The sequence below is a fragment of the Methylobacterium pseudosasicola genome (assembly GCF_900114535.1).
GTDB classification, from domain to species: Bacteria; Pseudomonadota; Alphaproteobacteria; order Rhizobiales; family Beijerinckiaceae; genus Methylobacterium; species Methylobacterium pseudosasicola.
On sequence record NZ_FOTK01000005.1, the window covers coordinates 53,074 to 67,230 of the forward strand.

Annotated in this window: 12 protein-coding genes and 1 pseudogene; 6 read left to right on the forward strand and 7 right to left on the reverse strand. The window is 69.1% G+C overall.

The window, feature by feature from the left end:
* Positions 1-190: 190 nt before the first annotated feature.
* Positions 191-1,105 (forward strand): manganese catalase family protein, encoded by a 915-nt coding sequence (locus tag BM228_RS06790; RefSeq protein WP_092038408.1) that lies wholly within the window; start codon positions 191-193, stop codon positions 1,103-1,105.
* Positions 1,106-1,156: 51 nt separating this feature from the next.
* On the opposite strand, the gene BM228_RS06795 is transcribed toward BM228_RS06790, so the two are convergent.
* Positions 1,157-1,786: a hypothetical protein gene (locus tag BM228_RS06795; RefSeq protein ID WP_092038705.1), complete on the reverse strand. Its 630-nt coding sequence runs from the start codon at positions 1,784-1,786 to the stop codon at positions 1,157-1,159.
* Between the two features lie 276 nt (positions 1,787-2,062).
* Here BM228_RS06795 and BM228_RS34560 point away from each other — a divergent pair, with 276 nt between their 5' ends.
* A complete protein-coding gene (locus tag BM228_RS34560) occupies positions 2,063-2,206 on the forward strand; it encodes a hypothetical protein (RefSeq protein WP_007560701.1) in 144 nt (47 codons plus the stop codon).
* Between the two features lie 3 nt (positions 2,207-2,209).
* Here BM228_RS34560 and BM228_RS06800 read toward each other — a convergent pair whose 3' ends face one another.
* Together BM228_RS06800 and BM228_RS06805 are read right to left on the reverse strand one after the other, a co-directional pair.
* Complete coding sequence (locus tag BM228_RS06800) at positions 2,210-2,905, reverse strand: gamma-glutamylcyclotransferase (protein WP_208611994.1); 696 nt, start codon at positions 2,903-2,905, stop codon at positions 2,210-2,212.
* 19 nt (positions 2,906-2,924) lie between these two features.
* On the reverse strand, positions 2,925-3,323 hold the full coding sequence (locus BM228_RS06805) for a hypothetical protein (protein WP_092038410.1): 399 nt from the start codon (positions 3,321-3,323) through the stop codon (positions 2,925-2,927).
* 144 nt (positions 3,324-3,467) lie between these two features.
* On the opposite strand from BM228_RS06805, the gene recO reads away from it, so the two are divergent.
* Positions 3,468-4,187, forward strand: a complete 720-nt coding sequence (gene recO / locus BM228_RS06810; protein WP_092038412.1) for a DNA repair protein RecO — start codon at positions 3,468-3,470, stop codon at positions 4,185-4,187.
* 209 nt (positions 4,188-4,396) lie between these two features.
* Positions 4,397-6,643: a DNA topoisomerase IV subunit A gene (parC, locus tag BM228_RS06815; protein WP_092038414.1), complete on the forward strand. Its 2,247-nt coding sequence runs from the start codon at positions 4,397-4,399 to the stop codon at positions 6,641-6,643.
* 267 nt (positions 6,644-6,910) lie between these two features.
* Here the strand turns inward: parC and BM228_RS06820 are convergent, their stop codons facing one another.
* The 4 genes from BM228_RS06820 to gltX all read right to left on the reverse strand — a co-directional run bounded on the left by BM228_RS06820 (position 6,911) and on the right by gltX (position 11,232).
* A complete protein-coding gene (locus BM228_RS06820) occupies positions 6,911-7,159 on the reverse strand; it encodes an amino acid transporter protein (RefSeq protein ID WP_092038416.1) in 249 nt (82 codons plus the stop codon).
* A gap of 72 nt (positions 7,160-7,231) precedes the next feature.
* Complete coding sequence (locus tag BM228_RS06825) at positions 7,232-8,167, reverse strand: DNA-3-methyladenine glycosylase family protein (protein WP_092038709.1); 936 nt, start codon at positions 8,165-8,167, stop codon at positions 7,232-7,234.
* A gap of 23 nt (positions 8,168-8,190) precedes the next feature.
* Complete coding sequence (gltA, locus tag BM228_RS06830; RefSeq protein WP_092038418.1) at positions 8,191-9,480, reverse strand: citrate synthase; 1,290 nt, start codon at positions 9,478-9,480, stop codon at positions 8,191-8,193.
* Positions 9,481-9,810: 330 nt separating this feature from the next.
* Entirely contained in the window at positions 9,811-11,232 is a 1,422-nt protein-coding gene (gene gltX / locus BM228_RS06835; protein WP_092038419.1) for a glutamate--tRNA ligase, read from the reverse strand.
* A gap of 170 nt (positions 11,233-11,402) precedes the next feature.
* Between gltX and BM228_RS06840 the strand changes: the two are divergent.
* Positions 11,403-12,272 (forward strand): annotated as a pseudogene (locus BM228_RS06840) (DUF4131 domain-containing protein); the annotation flags it as partial.
* A gap of 42 nt (positions 12,273-12,314) precedes the next feature.
* Positions 12,315-13,979 (forward strand): recombinase family protein, encoded by a 1,665-nt coding sequence (locus BM228_RS06845; protein ID WP_092038421.1) that lies wholly within the window; start codon positions 12,315-12,317, stop codon positions 13,977-13,979.
* The last annotated feature ends 178 nt before the right edge of the window (positions 13,980-14,157 follow it).

The window sequence follows — 14,157 nt, forward strand, 5'->3', positions numbered from 1 at the left end:
CGGGCTGGACCAAGGCAGAGACCTTCGTCTCCCGATGCCGCGGCGCACGCAAGATTTTTTTCCGCCCTAACACGCTTTGGGAGTAAAAGATTCCCCGCCCAGCACCGGACGAAGCACGGTCGCAGGCAGGAACATGTGGGCGCCTCACCCGTAGGACTCCTGCGCACCTCGCGCAAACGGAGCTGCCCGCATGTTCATGAAGATCGACCGCCTGCTCACGGAGCTGCCGGAGCCGAAGAAGCCCGAGCCCAACGCAGCCGCCGCCCTGCAGGAACTGCTCGGTGGTAAGTACGGCGAGATGTCGACCCTCGGGAACTACATGTTCCAGAGCTTCAATTTCCGTAACAAGACCAAGCTTCGGCCGTTCTACAGCCTCGTCTCCAGCATCTTCGCCGAAGAGATCGGCCACGTCGAGCTGGTTTCGACCGGCATCTCGATGCTGAACAACGGTCCCGGCAACCCGGCCAAGGACGTCGACATCTCAAAGGCGCCCTTCGCCGAGATGCAGGATGTGCGCCTCGCCGGCAGCTTCCTCGCCAATGGCGGCGGCGCGATGCCGATGAATTCCAACGCCGCGTCCTGGAACATGGACATGGTCACGACCACCGGCAATCTGATCATCGACCTGCTGCACAACTTCCACCTGGAATGCGGCGCGCGCATCCACAAGCTGCGGGTCTACGAGACCATGATCGAGCCGACCGGCCGCGAAGTCTGCGCCTACCTGCTGGTGCGTGGCTCGCTGCATGCCCACGCCTACGCGCTGGCCCTGAAGAAGCTGACCGGCGTCGAGATCGAGAAGATGCTGCCGACCCCGAACATCGACCTGTCGCGGGTACCCGAGTGTGACAAGTACCTCGCCGAGGGCAAGCACCGGCGCCTCTACACGTTCAGCCCGGAAGATTACAAGGAAGCCGCCGGCGTCTGGTCGAACGACGAGGTCGCGCTGCCGGGCGACCCGCCGGGCAATCTCGAAGTGATCGACGGTGCGCCCGAGGGCGGCAAGATCCCGGAACTCGACGGCAATTACGGCGCCTTCGCGCCGGACTACGCGCCGGAAGAGATTTTCGAGATCGCCAGCAAGCTCTACAAGAAGGGGCGCTGAGCCCATCGGATCCGGCGCCGCCTCGGGCGGCGCCGAATTGCCATACAACGCCTACAGCGGCGGCGCGGCGAGGCAGCTTCCAAGGGCTTTCTTCAACGCTGCCGCATCACTGTCCGAGACTGAAAAGCTCGCCGTCAGGGTCTGATCCCCGTCGCGCGGGCTTGCCTGCGTCCAGGTGAGCCGCGTGCCGGCCTGCGCGAGCGCGAGCGCGACGCCGCGCAACGGGTCCTCGCCCCGGCGGGCGCCGGCCACCATCAGGCTGATGGTCTTGTCGGGATCGCGGGCTTCCGCAACCTGCGCCGCCATCCGTACGGATCGGACGCCGGCGGCGTTCGAGACCAGGATGCCGGTGAGCGGCGCCGCGTTTCCGGCGCCCTGTAGGCCGGAGACGTCGAAACCCTCCGCGAAATCCTTGAAGCGCGGCACCGTCAGCACCGCCGACAGGCCGGATCCGGCCGGGTCGCAGGCGAGCCGCAGGGTCGCCGGGTGCTGGCCCGCGCCGAGGGTGGCGTTACCGGCGAGGTCCGTGGATCCCGCCGCCGGCCGCGAGCCGTCCGGCAGGACCGGCGTACCCCCGGTCAGGAGATCGGACAGCCGGAAACCATGGGGCCAGGGCCCGGCGGCAAGCACGGCGACCGCAACCACCAGAATCGCCAGGGCCACGCCGATCCGCTGCCGCATCCTGTCCTCCGCCTGTGGGAAACCCGGGCCGGCGGCATAGCCCATCGCGCCGGATACCGGAACCGGCGCGATGGGCTAGATCTTTGGTTTTGCATCCTCTTTTCGGAAAGCCGGGAACCGCCTGTCGGGATAAGGCTCCGCACGATCGCGGCGCGGCCGCAACCATTCGTTCACCACGCTCGACGGAAGTACCCACAACCACAACCTGTGAGCCCGGCAGCAACTCCGTAAAAACCGATCGATCCTATGCACGCTCGCTCAACCCTGAGCGTCGCGATGCGCATCAAGATCCTCCTCGCCCTCACCCTCGTGGTCTACGTCACCACCGGGCGCGCGCCCGGCATCCGCGAGCCGCGCAACCCGGATACGGAGCAGGCGGGCGGCCGTGTCGTCATCGCGATGAAGCGCGCCTGGGCGTGAGCCTCACGTGCCCGGCACGCAGGCCCTGAGCCGGGCGGCCACCAGCCCCTGGAGGTTCCAGAGATGCCGGTCGCGGATGCCGAGCCGCTCGCAGGCCTCGACGGTCCGGAACAGGTACTCGGCGCTCGGGCCGGCATGCCCGCAGGCGGCGGCGATTTTTTCCGCGATCTCGGCATCCGAGAGGCGGCCGGCGTAGCGCTCGTTGGCGCGGTTGGCCAGGAAGGTCAGCGCCGAGACGGTGCCGGCCTCGGTGGCCACCGGCAGCCAGCGGGCGACGTAGCCGCGCCCCCGCATCTCGCGCCGCCAGACCGGCATCAGCGCCTCGCGGATCTCCATCCCGGGTAGCCGGAACACCACGCCCCGGCACAGGCCGCCGCGATCGAGCGCCAGGACGAAGCCCGGCCGCTCCGGCGTACCGCGGAACCGGCGCTGGAGCAGGCAGAACCGGCGGTGGAAGCCGCGCACGGTCCCGATCCGGCTCTCGGCCACCGGGAATTCCGGCCGCCACATCAGCGAGCCGTAGGCGAAGACCCAGATGTCGTGCCCCTCCCGACCGGCGGTGATCGCCTCAAGGCCGGGACGCAGCTCCGCGTCGCTCAGCATGCCGAGGGCGCTCGGGTCGTCCGGGACGGGGGTGGCATGGGCGCGGGCGATCAGATCGAGGCTGAGGTCGAGACGGCGCGCGGGCAGAGAGGGCATAGCGGTCAACGCGCCAGCCTCAGCGGGCGTTGCCAAGGGCGTCCAGTTCCGGGAACGGCTGGCTGCGATGGCCGGTGCAAACCTCGTCGTCGTCGATCACCTCCAGCCGGTCGGCGGCGTAGCGCATCACCGCCTTGGGCCGCTCGGGCTTGCCGAAGGTCCGGCCGCTCATCCGGCTCGACACGCAGTAGAGCGTCCGGCCGCCATCCTCGATCGGCCCAGCCAGCCGGCTGCCCTCGAACCGCACCGGCAGCAGCGAGACCGATCCGAAATCGACCTGCTTGAGGGCCAAAGCCGCGATCCGCTGCTTCAGGGCCGGGGAGGGCGCCTCCACGGCAGCGGGCTTCGCCGTCTTGGAAGCGGCCAGCGCACCGGTGAGGGTGAGGGCCAGAACGAGGACCGGAGCGACGCGGCGCATGCGGGTGATTCCTTCACGGCCAAGCTATCGTCACCCACCGGGCGCGCAAAGGCGGCGGCGCGGCACCGGAGCCCTTATATGAGGGGATTCGAGCTGGATCGCCGGTGGCGCGATCGGCGCCCTTCCGCCGGTGATAAGACTTTGATGCAATGGACCGACGACGCGCTGGTGCTGGGCCTGCGCCGGCACGGGGAGAGCGGCGTCATCCTGGAGGCGATGACCGAGGCACACGGGCGCCATCTCGGCCTCGTGCATGGCGGGCGCTCACGCCGGATGCAGCCGGTGCTCCAGCCCGGCAACCGGGTCCGGCTGACCTGGCGGGCGCGGCTCGACGAGGGGCTGGGCGCCTACACGGTGGAGCCGCTCGAATCCCAGGTCTCGCGGATGATCGGCTCGGGGATCGCCCTCTACGGGCTCGGCCACATGGCGGCCCTGCTGCGGCTCCTGCCCGAGCGCGATCCGCATCCGGCCCTCTACGAGGCGGCGGGCATCCTGATCGCGCATCTCGACGACCCGGCCGTGGCGCCGCCGCTGATGGTGCGGTTCGAGCTGGAGATCCTGTCGGAACTGGGCTTCGGCCTCGATCTCACCGCCTGCGCGGCCACCGGGGGCAACGACGCTCTCGCCTACGTCTCGCCCAAGAGCGGCCGGGCGGTCAGCGCCTCCGCCGGAGAGCCTTTTCGCGATAAGCTCCTTGCCCTACCCACCTTCCTGCACGCGGGCGGACCGCCCGGGCCGGACGGCGTTGCGCAAGGGTTTACCTTGACGGGGTACTTCCTCGACCGGCACGTCTGGGGTCCGCGCGGCCTCGCCGCGCCGGAGGAGCGCGCGCGATTCGTTGCGCTCGGTCGTGAGGCCGAGTAATGTTCGTGCTGTGTTCTTGCCTCACGGACTGTCATTCCGGGGCGCCGCAGGCGAGCCCGGAATCCAGAACCGCCATGCTGACCGGGGGAATCACGGCGTTGTCCGCCAGATCGGGCTCTGGCAGCGCGTCTGGATTCCGGGCTCCGCTTCGCGGCCCCGGAATGACGGATTGTGATTCGGCACCAAAGTTGAAACGTTAAGGAGCCGTCATGGGCCAGCCCTTCGAGCCGCCGTCCGGCGACGGGATCGAGAGCGTCGAGCTGAAATACGCGCTGGAGGAGCGCTACCTCGCCTATGCGCTCTCCACGATCATGCACCGGGCGCTGCCGGATGCCCGCGACGGACTGAAGCCGGTCCACCGGCGCATCCTGTACGGGATGCGGCTGCTGCGCCTCGACCCGAACACCGCGCATAAGAAATGCGCCAAGATCGTCGGCGACGTGATGGGCGATTTCCACCCGCACGGCGACCAGGCGATCTACGACGCTCTGGTGCGGCTCTCCCAGGATTTCGCGCAGCGCTATCCGCTGGTCGACGGGCAGGGCAATTTCGGCAACATCGACGGCGATGGCCCGGCCGCCTACCGCTACACCGAGGCCCGCCTCACCGAGGTCGCCCGGCTGCTGCTGGACGGGATCGACGAGGACACGGTCGATTTCCGCCCCTCCTACAACGGTGAGAAGGAGGAGCCGGTGGTGCTGCCGGCCGCCTTCCCGAACCTGCTCGCCAACGGCAGCCAGGGCATCGCGGTCGGCATGGCGACCTCGATCCCGCCGCACAACGCGGCCGAGCTCTGCGACGCCGCGCTCTACCTGATCAACCACCCGGGGGCGACCTCGGCCCAGCTCAACAGTTTCGTCCAGGGGCCGGATTTCCCCACCGGCGGCATCCTGGTCGATTCGGCCGAGTCCATCACGGAAGCCTACCGGACCGGCCGCGGCGCCTTCCGGGTCCGCGCCCGCTGGCACAAGGAGGATCTCGGCCGCGGCACCTGGAACATCATCGTCACCGAGATCCCCTACGGCATCCCGAAGGGGCGGCTGATCGAGAAGATGGCCGAGCTCCTGCAAGAGAAGAAGCTGCCGCTGCTCGCCGACGTGCGCGACGAATCGGCCGAGGACGTGCGCGTGGTGCTGGAGCCGCGCTCGCGCACGGTCGATCCCGTGATCCTGATGGAATCGCTGTTCCGGCTTACGGAACTCGAAGCCCGCATCCCGCTCAACCTCAACGTCCTGGTCGGCGGCCTCGTGCCGAAGGTGATCGGGCTCACCGAGTGCCTGCGGGAATGGGTCGACCACCGCCGGGTGGTGCTGCAGCGCCGCTCCCGCTACCGCCTCGGGCAGATCGACCGCCGGCTGGAGATCCTGGGCGGCCTGCTGATCGTCTATCTCGACCTCGACGAGGTGATCCGCATCATCCGCGAGGAGGACGAGCCGAAGCCGGCCCTGATGGCCCGGTTCGAGCTCACCGAGGTCCAGGCCAACGCGATCCTCGACACCCGCCTGCGCTCCTTACGCAAGCTGGAGGAGATGGAGCTGAAGCGGGAACTCGACGCCCTCACCGCCGAGAAGGCCGAGATCGACGCGCTGCTCGCTTCCGAGCCGGCGCAGTGGAAGGCGATCCAGGCGCAGATCCGCGCGGTGAAGAAGACGTTCGGGCCCGAGACCAAGCTCGGCAAGCGCCGGACGACGCTGGCGAGCCCGCCCGATGTCGGCGGCATCGACTTCACCGCCGCCCTGGTCGAGCGCGAGCCGATCACCGTAATCGTCTCGACCAAGGGCTGGATCCGGGCGCTGAAGGGCCACGTCTCCGACCTGTCGGGCGTCGCCTTCAAGGGCGACGACGGGCTGAAGATCGCCTTCCCAAGCGAGACCACCCAAAAGATCCTGCTGCTCGCCTCGAACGGCAAGGTTTTCACCATCGAGGCGTCGAAGCTGCCGGGCGGCCGCGGCTTCGGCGATCCGGTGCGGCTGATGGTCGATCTCGACGACGGCACCGAGGTGGTGGCGGCGCTGCCCTACAGGCCGGAGACCAAGCTGCTCATCGCCGGCTCGGATGGGCGCGGCTTCGTGGCGCCCTCCGACGCGCTGGTCGCCAACACCCGCAAGGGCAAGGGCGTGCTTGGCCTGGACGGGGACGCGACCGCCGTGGTTCTCGTCCCCGCCGACGGCGATCACGTGGCGGTGGTGAACACCGAGAAGCTGCTCTTGATCTTCCCGATCTCGGAGGTGGCCGAACTCTCCCGCGGCAAGGGCGTCCGGCTCCAGCGCTGCCGCAGCGGCGGCCTCACCGACGCGCATGTCTTCAAGCTGTCGGACGGCCTGCCCTGGCAGGACGGCTCACCGGAGGGGCGGCTCGCCAACGCCTCGGTGCTGGAGAAGTGGCTCGGCCATCGCGGCGAGGTCGGCCTGATGATGGCGCGCAGCTTCCCGAAATTCGAGCGGTTCGGGCGCTGAGCGAAGCGAGATCGTGACGGGCTTCCAACCCGCCCCGCCCCGCATCGCTGAGGTGCTGCGCAGCAGCCTCGAAGGAGGACTCTAGGGATCGCACGGCTGGCTGGAGGCCTCCTTTGAGGCCTCCGCTACGCTCGGGCACCTCAGCGATGAGGGCGCAACTGGGACAAACCCTGTCTCAGTGCGAACGCTGATCGAGCCAGAGCGCGCCAAGGGCCAGCACGCCCCCTCCGATCGGGACAGCGAGCAAGAGGAGGAACTGAGCTGTCGTCATGGGCGAAGGTTCCGCAAGGCGTGCCTCACAACCCAATGTATGACGCCGCTCATGATCCAGCAAACCGCCATCGCGATGAGTACGGGCGTGAAGTAAGGACGATCCGATAGAGCGGTCGAGATGAAGGGCGCGAAACCACCCACGGCGAAGATCGCCACGGCGAGACCATTGGCGTAGGTACCTGTGAACTTGATGCGCTCGTTCGCGACAAGCTTGTCGCGCGCTTCATCATCCAGTTCCGACATCAACCAAGCCCCCCGGCCGGCCCTAACGTTAACCCGGCTTGACTATGGGGAAAAGGAAGCCCCCCGCTCGCCTCACCGCCCCTTCACGGCTGCTTCGTCCGCGGCCCAGAGATGCTGGGCCGCGTAAGCCCGGAACGGCCGCCAGGCCTCGGCCCGGGCGAGAAGCGCGGCCGGGCTCGGGCGGCCGGTGCCGGTTTCGAGGGCGCGCAGCAGCCCGACATCGCCCACCGGCAGAGCGTCCGGCAGCTTGAGCGCTCGCATGGCGATGTATTGCGCGGTCCACGGTCCGATCCCGCGGATCGCTGTGAAGCGCAGCACCGCGTCCTCCAGGGTCCCGGCCGGGGCGAATAGGTCGGGATCGGCCAGCGCCGCCGCCGCCAGAGCCCGGATCGCCGCGCCGCGAGACCGGGGCATGTTCAGCGCCAGCGCCACGTCGACCTCGACCAATTGAGCTGGCGTCGGGAAGACGTGGGTCAGGGTGCCGGCCGGCTCGGCCAGGGGCGTCCCGAACGCCGCGACCAGTTTTGCGGCGAGCCGGATCGCCGCCGAGACCGTGACCTGCTGGCCCAAAATCGCCCGGCAGCCGGTCTCGAACGGGTCCCAGGCGCCCGGCAGGCGCAATCCGGGCCGGGCCGCCACCAGCCCGGCCAGGGCAGGGTCCCGGGACAGGCAGGCGGCGATCTCCCCTGGGTCGGCGTCGCAATCCAACAAGCGGCGCAGGCGCGCGGTGATCTCTCCTTCAGAGCTCGGAGGGAGGCCGTGGAGCGTTGCGTGCAGCGCGTCATCGGCGAATGCGACCGCCACGATGCCGGGCCGGCCGCCGATGGCGACCGTGCGCGCATAAGTCCGGTCGCCGGCTTCGGCCGATTCGACTCCAACAATCGCCCGCTTTGCCAGGAAGGCGCGCAGCGACGCCCAATCGTAGGGCGGCCGGCAGGGGAGACGGAGCGTGACGGCCGGCCCGGCCGTCGAAAACGAGAGGGGCGGCCCTTCGGCCGCCCCCGGGATCGCGTCGGGTTCGATGGCCCGGCTCAGCCGCGCTGGTCCACCGGCACGTAGTCGCGCTGCGCCGGACCGACATAGAGCTGGCGCGGACGGCCGATCTTCTGCATCGGGTCCTCGATCATCTCGGCCCATTGCGCGATCCAGCCGACCGTGCGCGCCACAGCGAACAGCACGGTGAACATGTCGGTGGGGAAGCCCATCGCCTTCAGGGTGATGCCCGAGTAGAAATCGATGTTCGGGTAGAGCTTCTTCTCGATGAAATACTCGTCCTTGAGGGCGATCTGCTCCAGTTCCATGGCGACGTGGAGCAGCGGGTCCTCGGTCTTGCCGAGCTCCTTGAGCACCTGATGCGTGGTGCTCTGCATGATCCGCGCGCGCGGGTCGTAGTTCTTGTAGACCCGGTGGCCGAAACCCATCAGGCGGAACGGGTCGTTCTTGTCCTTGGCCTTGGCGACGTATTTGCCGACGTTCTCGGGCGTGCCGATCTCCATCAGCATCTTCAGCGCGGCCTCGTTGGCGCCGCCATGGGCCGGGCCCCACAGGCAGGCGATGCCGGCCGCGATGCAGGCGAACGGGTTGGCGCCCGAGGAGCCGGCGAGCCGCACGGTGGAGGTCGAGGCGTTCTGCTCGTGGTCGGCGTGCAGGATGAAGATCTTGTCGAGCGCCTTGGCGAAGACCGGGTTGACCTCGTACTCCTCGCACGGCACCGCGTAACACATCCGCAGGAAGTTCGAGGTGTAATCGAGGTCGTTCTTCGGATACACGAAGGGCTGGCCGATGGAATACTTGTAGGCCATCGCCGCCAGCGTCGGCATCTTGGCGATCATGCGGATCGACGCGATCATCCGCTGGCTCTCGTCCGTGATGTCGGTCGAGTCATGGTAGAAGGCCGAGAGCGCGCCGACCGAGGCGACCATCACGGCCATCGGGTGGGCATCGCGGCGGAAGCCGGTGAAGAACCGGTTCATCTGGTCGTGCACCATGGTGTGGCGCGTGACCCGGTAGTCGAAATCGGCCTTCTGAGCCTCGGTCGGCAGGGCGCCGAACAGCATCAGGTAGCAGGTCTCGAGGAAGTCGCCCTTCTCGGCGAGCTGCTCGATCGGGTAGCCGCGATAGAGCAGCACGCCCTCGTCGCCGTCGATGTAGGTGATCTTCGATTCGCAGGAGGCCGTCGAGGTGAAGCCCGGGTCGAAGGTGAAAGCGCCGGTCTTGGCGTAGAGCTTGCCGATATCGATGACGTCCGGGCCGATCGTGCCGGATTTGACCGGCAGTTCGATCTCCTTGCCGTCCACGGTGATGGTGCTGGATGCGCTCATGGAACGTGGACCCTTCTCTGGCGACGTGGCGGATGCCGGCCTCGGGCTGCCCGAGGCGACCCCGGGGCCGGAGCACGCCGCGTCATGTTGCGGGTGCTCACGCGCATGGGTTACCCAAACGGCAGTGCAGCAGCAACGGGGTCGGTGACAACCCGACCCCATCGCCAAGCGAAATCCCGTCAAGCGAAATCCGGGCCGGGGGCCGCGGTTCCCGCCCGTGCCGTCAGCGCGACAGGACCGTCCTGGATTTCATCCAGGACGGTCCTGTCGGTCTCTGCATTGCGCATCGTCTTTTTCCGAAAGCCGGCAACCACCTTTCGGGACGATGCGTCAGGCGGCCTGATCGCCGAGGCGTGCCAGGGTCTCGTCCCGGCCGAGCACCGCCATCACGTCGAACAGGGGCGGGGAGGTGGTCCGCCCGGTGAGCGCAGCGCGCAGCGGTTGGGCGACCTGCCCGAGTTTGCAGCCTGCGGTTTCGGCATACTGGCGCACGGCGCCTTCGGTCGCCGCCGCGCTCCAGTCGGGCAGGGCTTCCAGCGCCGGCAGCACGCCGGCGAGCCGCGCCCGGCCCTCGTCGGACAGGAGCGCCCGGGCCTTGTCGTCGAGCATCAGGGGGCGCTGGGCCGTGAGGTAATAGGCGCTGTCGAGGAGCTCGATCAGCGTCTTGGCCCGCTCCTTCAGGCCCGGCATGGCCTGGGTCAGCTTGGCCTTGAGGTCGGGCTGGAGCGGCGCCGCGAGGCCGCGCTCCGGGCCGACGCTCGGCAGGATCGTCTCGATCGCCGCGACGAGATCGGCATCAGCGCTGCCGCGGATGTAGAGGCCGTTGAGGTTGGCGAGCTTGGCGAAGTCGAACCGCGCCGCCGAGCGCCCCACCGAGCCGAGGTCGAAGGCCGCGATCATCTCCTCGGTGGAGAACACCTCTTGGTCACCGTGGCTCCAGCCCAGCCGCACCAGATAGTTGCGCAGCGCCGCCGGCAGGTAGCCGAGATCGCGATAGGCCTCGACCCCAAGCGCGCCGTGGCGCTTCGAGAGCTTGGCCCCGTCGGCGCCGTGGATCAGCGGGATATGGGCCATCCGGGGGATGTCCCAGCCGAGCGCGGAGAAGATCTGGCTCTGGCGGGCGGCGTTGGTGAGGTGGTCGTCGCCCCGGATGATCTGGGTGACGCCCATGTCATGGTCGTCGACCACGACGGCGAGCATGTAGGTCGGCGTGCCGTCCGACCGGAGCAGCACGAGGTCGTCGAGATCGCGGTTGGCCCAGGTCACCCGGCCCTGCACGGCGTCCTCGACCACGGTCTCGCCCTCGGTGGGCGCGCGCAGCCGGATCACCGGCTTGGCCCCGGGGGGCGCCTCGGACGGGTCGCGGTCGCGCCAGCGCCCATCGTAGCGCGGGGCACGGCCCTCGGCCCGGGCGGTCTCGCGCATCTGCGTGAGTTCCTCGGCGGAGGCGTAGCAGTAATAGGCGCGGCCGGCCGCCAGCAGTTCCTCGGCGACGGCGCGGTGGCGCTCGGCCCGGGCGAACTGGAAGACCACGTCCCCGTCCCAGTCGAGGCCGAGCCAGGACAGGCCGTCGAGGATCGCGTCGATCGCACCCTTGGTCGAGCGTTCCCGGTCGGTATCCTCGATGCGCAGCAGCATCTTGCCGCCGGTATGGCGGGCATAGAGCCAATTGAACAACGCCGTCCGGGCACCGCCGATATGGAGGTAGCCGGTGGGCGAAGGGGCGAAGCGCGTGACGACGGCTGAGGACATCGGGCCGATATGTTCGGGGGCGGAGGGCGAAGGGGTAGCGAAGGGGTCGAGGACAGGGCCCGTCGCACGGAATGGCGCCCGTAGCACGAAGCGCTCGCTGTAGCACGGGCCGATGGGTGCGTTAAGAATCCCGCGCCGGGGCTTGAGTCGTCCGGTTCGGGGCGGGGCGGATGCGGCGGATCGGCGCGAGGCTGGCAGGCGGCGCGGTGGCGCTGGCCAGCCCGCGCGCCGCCTTGATGCCGGACTTGGGCACCTGGTTCGCCGAAGGCCTCGCCCGGGAGGCGGAGCAGCGCCGGCTGTTCCCCTGGCTGGCGGTGGCGTTCGGCGCCGGGATCCTGGTGTTCTTCGCGGGCGCGGACGGGACGGCCTGGCTCGCCGCGCCCCTCGTCGGCGCTGCGCTGGCGCTTGCGCCGGTGCCCGTCCTTGGGGCGCGGCCGGCCGCCCTGGCCGTCGCCCTGGCGCTGGCGGCCGGCTTCCTTGGCTTCGCGGCGGCGACCTGGCGGGTCGCGCAGGTGGCGGCCCCGATCCTGGCCCGCACCACGATCGGGCCGCTCACCGGGATGATCGAGGCGCTGGACGAGCGCGAGGTCGGCGCCCGCCTGGTGATCCGGGTGGAGAGCTTCGCCGGGCTCGACCCCGCGGCGAGGCCGCTCCGGGTGCGGGTCTCGTTCCGGAAGGCGCCGCCCCTCCGACCCGGGGATTTCATCGCCGCTACGGCGCGGCTGCTGCCCCCCCCCGAGGCGGCACGGCCCGGGGGCTACGACTTCGCCCGGGATGCCTATTTCCAGGGGATCGGCGCAGTGGGCTCGCTGCTCGGCGCGATCACGGTCCGGGAACCGCCCGCACCGCCGCCACTGCGCCTGCAGCTCGCCGCCCTGCTGGACGAGGCCCGCAACGCGCTGACCCGCCGGATCGCGCAGGCCGAGGGCGGCCAGGCGGGGGCGGTGGCCGCGGCCCTGGTCACGGGCAAGCGCGGGCTGATCGGCCCGGCCGCCAACGACGCGCTCCGGGCCGCGGGCATCTATCACGTCGTCTCGATTTAACGGTTGACCGGCAAACGGTAAGCGTCGAGGCTCGGTGGTATGACCGACGAGCGCCCCCGGGCCTACAGCTACATACGCCTCTCTTCCGACCGCCAGCTCAAGGGCGATGGCGAGCGACGTCAGGCCGAGCTTCGTGATGCCTTCGTCGCGTGTCACGGTCTCATCCTCGACGACACCCTACGTGACCTCGGGATCTCGGCGTTCGACGGCACGAACAAGACCAAAGGCGCCCTCGGCGTGTTCCTCAGGAAGGTCGAGGCGGGCGAGGTTCCCCGCGGGAGCTACCTACTGGTGGAGAGCCTGGATCGCCTAAGCCGCGAGCACGTCCTCACCGCCCTGCGTTCGTTCCTGGCGCTGATCGAGGCTGGAATCGTGGTCGCGACCCTCGGCGACGATTGCATCTATTCGGAGGAGAGCGTCAACGGGAACTGGACCCAGCTCATCGTCTCGCTTGCGGTGATGAGCCGGGCACACGAGGAGAGTGCCCGCAAGGTCCAGCGGCTTCGGGCAGCCTGGGTCCGTAAGCGCGAGCAAACGGAGTTGAAGCTTACGGCCAAGGCTCCCGCCTGGCTGGAGCTCCTCCCGGACCGACGTTCGTTCAAGCCCATTGACGAGCGCGTGCTGATCGTCGAGCGGATGCTTGAGGAGCTCGCGGCTGGTATCGGCCGCGACAAAATCGCCAGACGCCTCAACGCCGAGGGCGTGAAGCCCTGGGGCGGCGGCCGAGAGTGGCACGGCGGGACGGTCACGAAGTACACGGACAACCCCGCGCTGATCGGCATCTTTCAGCCCTGCCGGAAAGAGGCGAGCGTGGTGGACGGCGTCCGACGGGAGCGCCGCATACCCGTTGGCGACCCGATCCCGGACTACTATCCCCGGGTCATTTCCGAGGACCTCTGGAAGCGGGCGCGCAGCGCGTCCAACAAGCGCGCCAGGAAGTTCGTCGCCAACCCGGGCGGACGCAAGGGGACGGTATACAGCAACCTCTTTTCGAGGCTGGCGGTTTGCGACGCCTGCGGTAGCCCAATGAACTACCGGGACAGAGGGCCACGGAGCACGCCGTGCCTGCGGTGCAGCGGCAACCGGAACGGCACCTGCGCCAACGAGACATATCCGCGCTATCGACCGTTGGAGCGCGCCGTCCTTTCTTGGGCGATGCTCTCGGACAGGCCGCAGCACGTTCCCGCGACGGCCGAGGACGAGACAGTCGCGGCGGCGGAGCGGCTCCGCGACGAGCTGCGCGCCGCCGTCGACAACCTCGTCGCCGCCATCGAGCGCGGAGCGGCCTTGGATGACCGCTTGGCGCTTCGCCAATCCGATCTCGCCCGAGCCGAGGAGGACCTCGCGGCTGCACGCCGCGAAGCGAGCGCCGCACCGCCCATTTCAACGCCAGAGGTCGCCCGCGGCATCCTCTCGGCTATCGCGGATCTGGACGGAATGCCGGCGGACGAGCAGTACGCTGCACGTGCCGCTGCGGCACAAGAGCTTCGAGACCTCATCACGGAGATCCGCTGCCACGTCGATGGCAGCGTGACGGTCTGGCGGGGGGAATGGGGGTTCCGTATCCGTACCGACGGGGGCGAGGCCTGGATCGAGGGGGGCGTGAACGCCGCACCTGGAGAGTGCCTTGCGCTGCGTTGGGAGAACAAGGCCGGCGCGGTGGCCGACCTGTTTCTACCCCCGATCCGTGCGGACGCGCTCTGAAATGGAATGCGGTCCGGCGACTTCCCAGTCTCACCGCTACGTTCGCAGGTGTGGCGACGCGTCGACGAAGCTCGCGCAAGCGCACTCCGTTACCGTGAAAGTCCGAACCCATTCTCAGGTGTCAGCCATTGGGCCGGCGTTCCGGCACTCGGCGCCCCCATAACGGGCGGAGAGACCA

Bases quoted from the DNA above. Each gene is read 5' to 3' on its own strand.
- BM228_RS06790 (WP_092038408.1), top strand. From the start codon at position 191: ATGTTCATGAAGATCGACCGCCTGCTCACGGAGCTGCCGGAGCCGAAG.
- BM228_RS06795 (WP_092038705.1), bottom strand. From the start codon at position 1,786: ATGCGGCAGCGGATCGGCGTGGCCCTGGCGATTCTGGTGGTTGCGGTC.
- BM228_RS34560 (WP_007560701.1), top strand. From the start codon at position 2,063: ATGCGCATCAAGATCCTCCTCGCCCTCACCCTCGTGGTCTACGTCACC.
- BM228_RS06800 (WP_208611994.1), bottom strand. From the start codon at position 2,905: ATGCCCTCTCTGCCCGCGCGCCGTCTCGACCTCAGCCTCGATCTGATC.
- BM228_RS06805 (WP_092038410.1), bottom strand. From the start codon at position 3,323: ATGCGCCGCGTCGCTCCGGTCCTCGTTCTGGCCCTCACCCTCACCGGT.
- recO (WP_092038412.1), top strand. From the start codon at position 3,468: ATGCAATGGACCGACGACGCGCTGGTGCTGGGCCTGCGCCGGCACGGG.
- parC (WP_092038414.1), top strand. From the start codon at position 4,397: ATGGGCCAGCCCTTCGAGCCGCCGTCCGGCGACGGGATCGAGAGCGTC.
- BM228_RS06820 (WP_092038416.1), bottom strand. From the start codon at position 7,159: ATGTCGGAACTGGATGATGAAGCGCGCGACAAGCTTGTCGCGAACGAG.
- gltA (WP_092038418.1), bottom strand. From the start codon at position 9,480: ATGAGCGCATCCAGCACCATCACCGTGGACGGCAAGGAGATCGAACTG.
- gltX (WP_092038419.1), bottom strand. From the start codon at position 11,232: ATGTCCTCAGCCGTCGTCACGCGCTTCGCCCCTTCGCCCACCGGCTAC.
- BM228_RS06845 (WP_092038421.1), top strand. From the start codon at position 12,315: ATGACCGACGAGCGCCCCCGGGCCTACAGCTACATACGCCTCTCTTCC.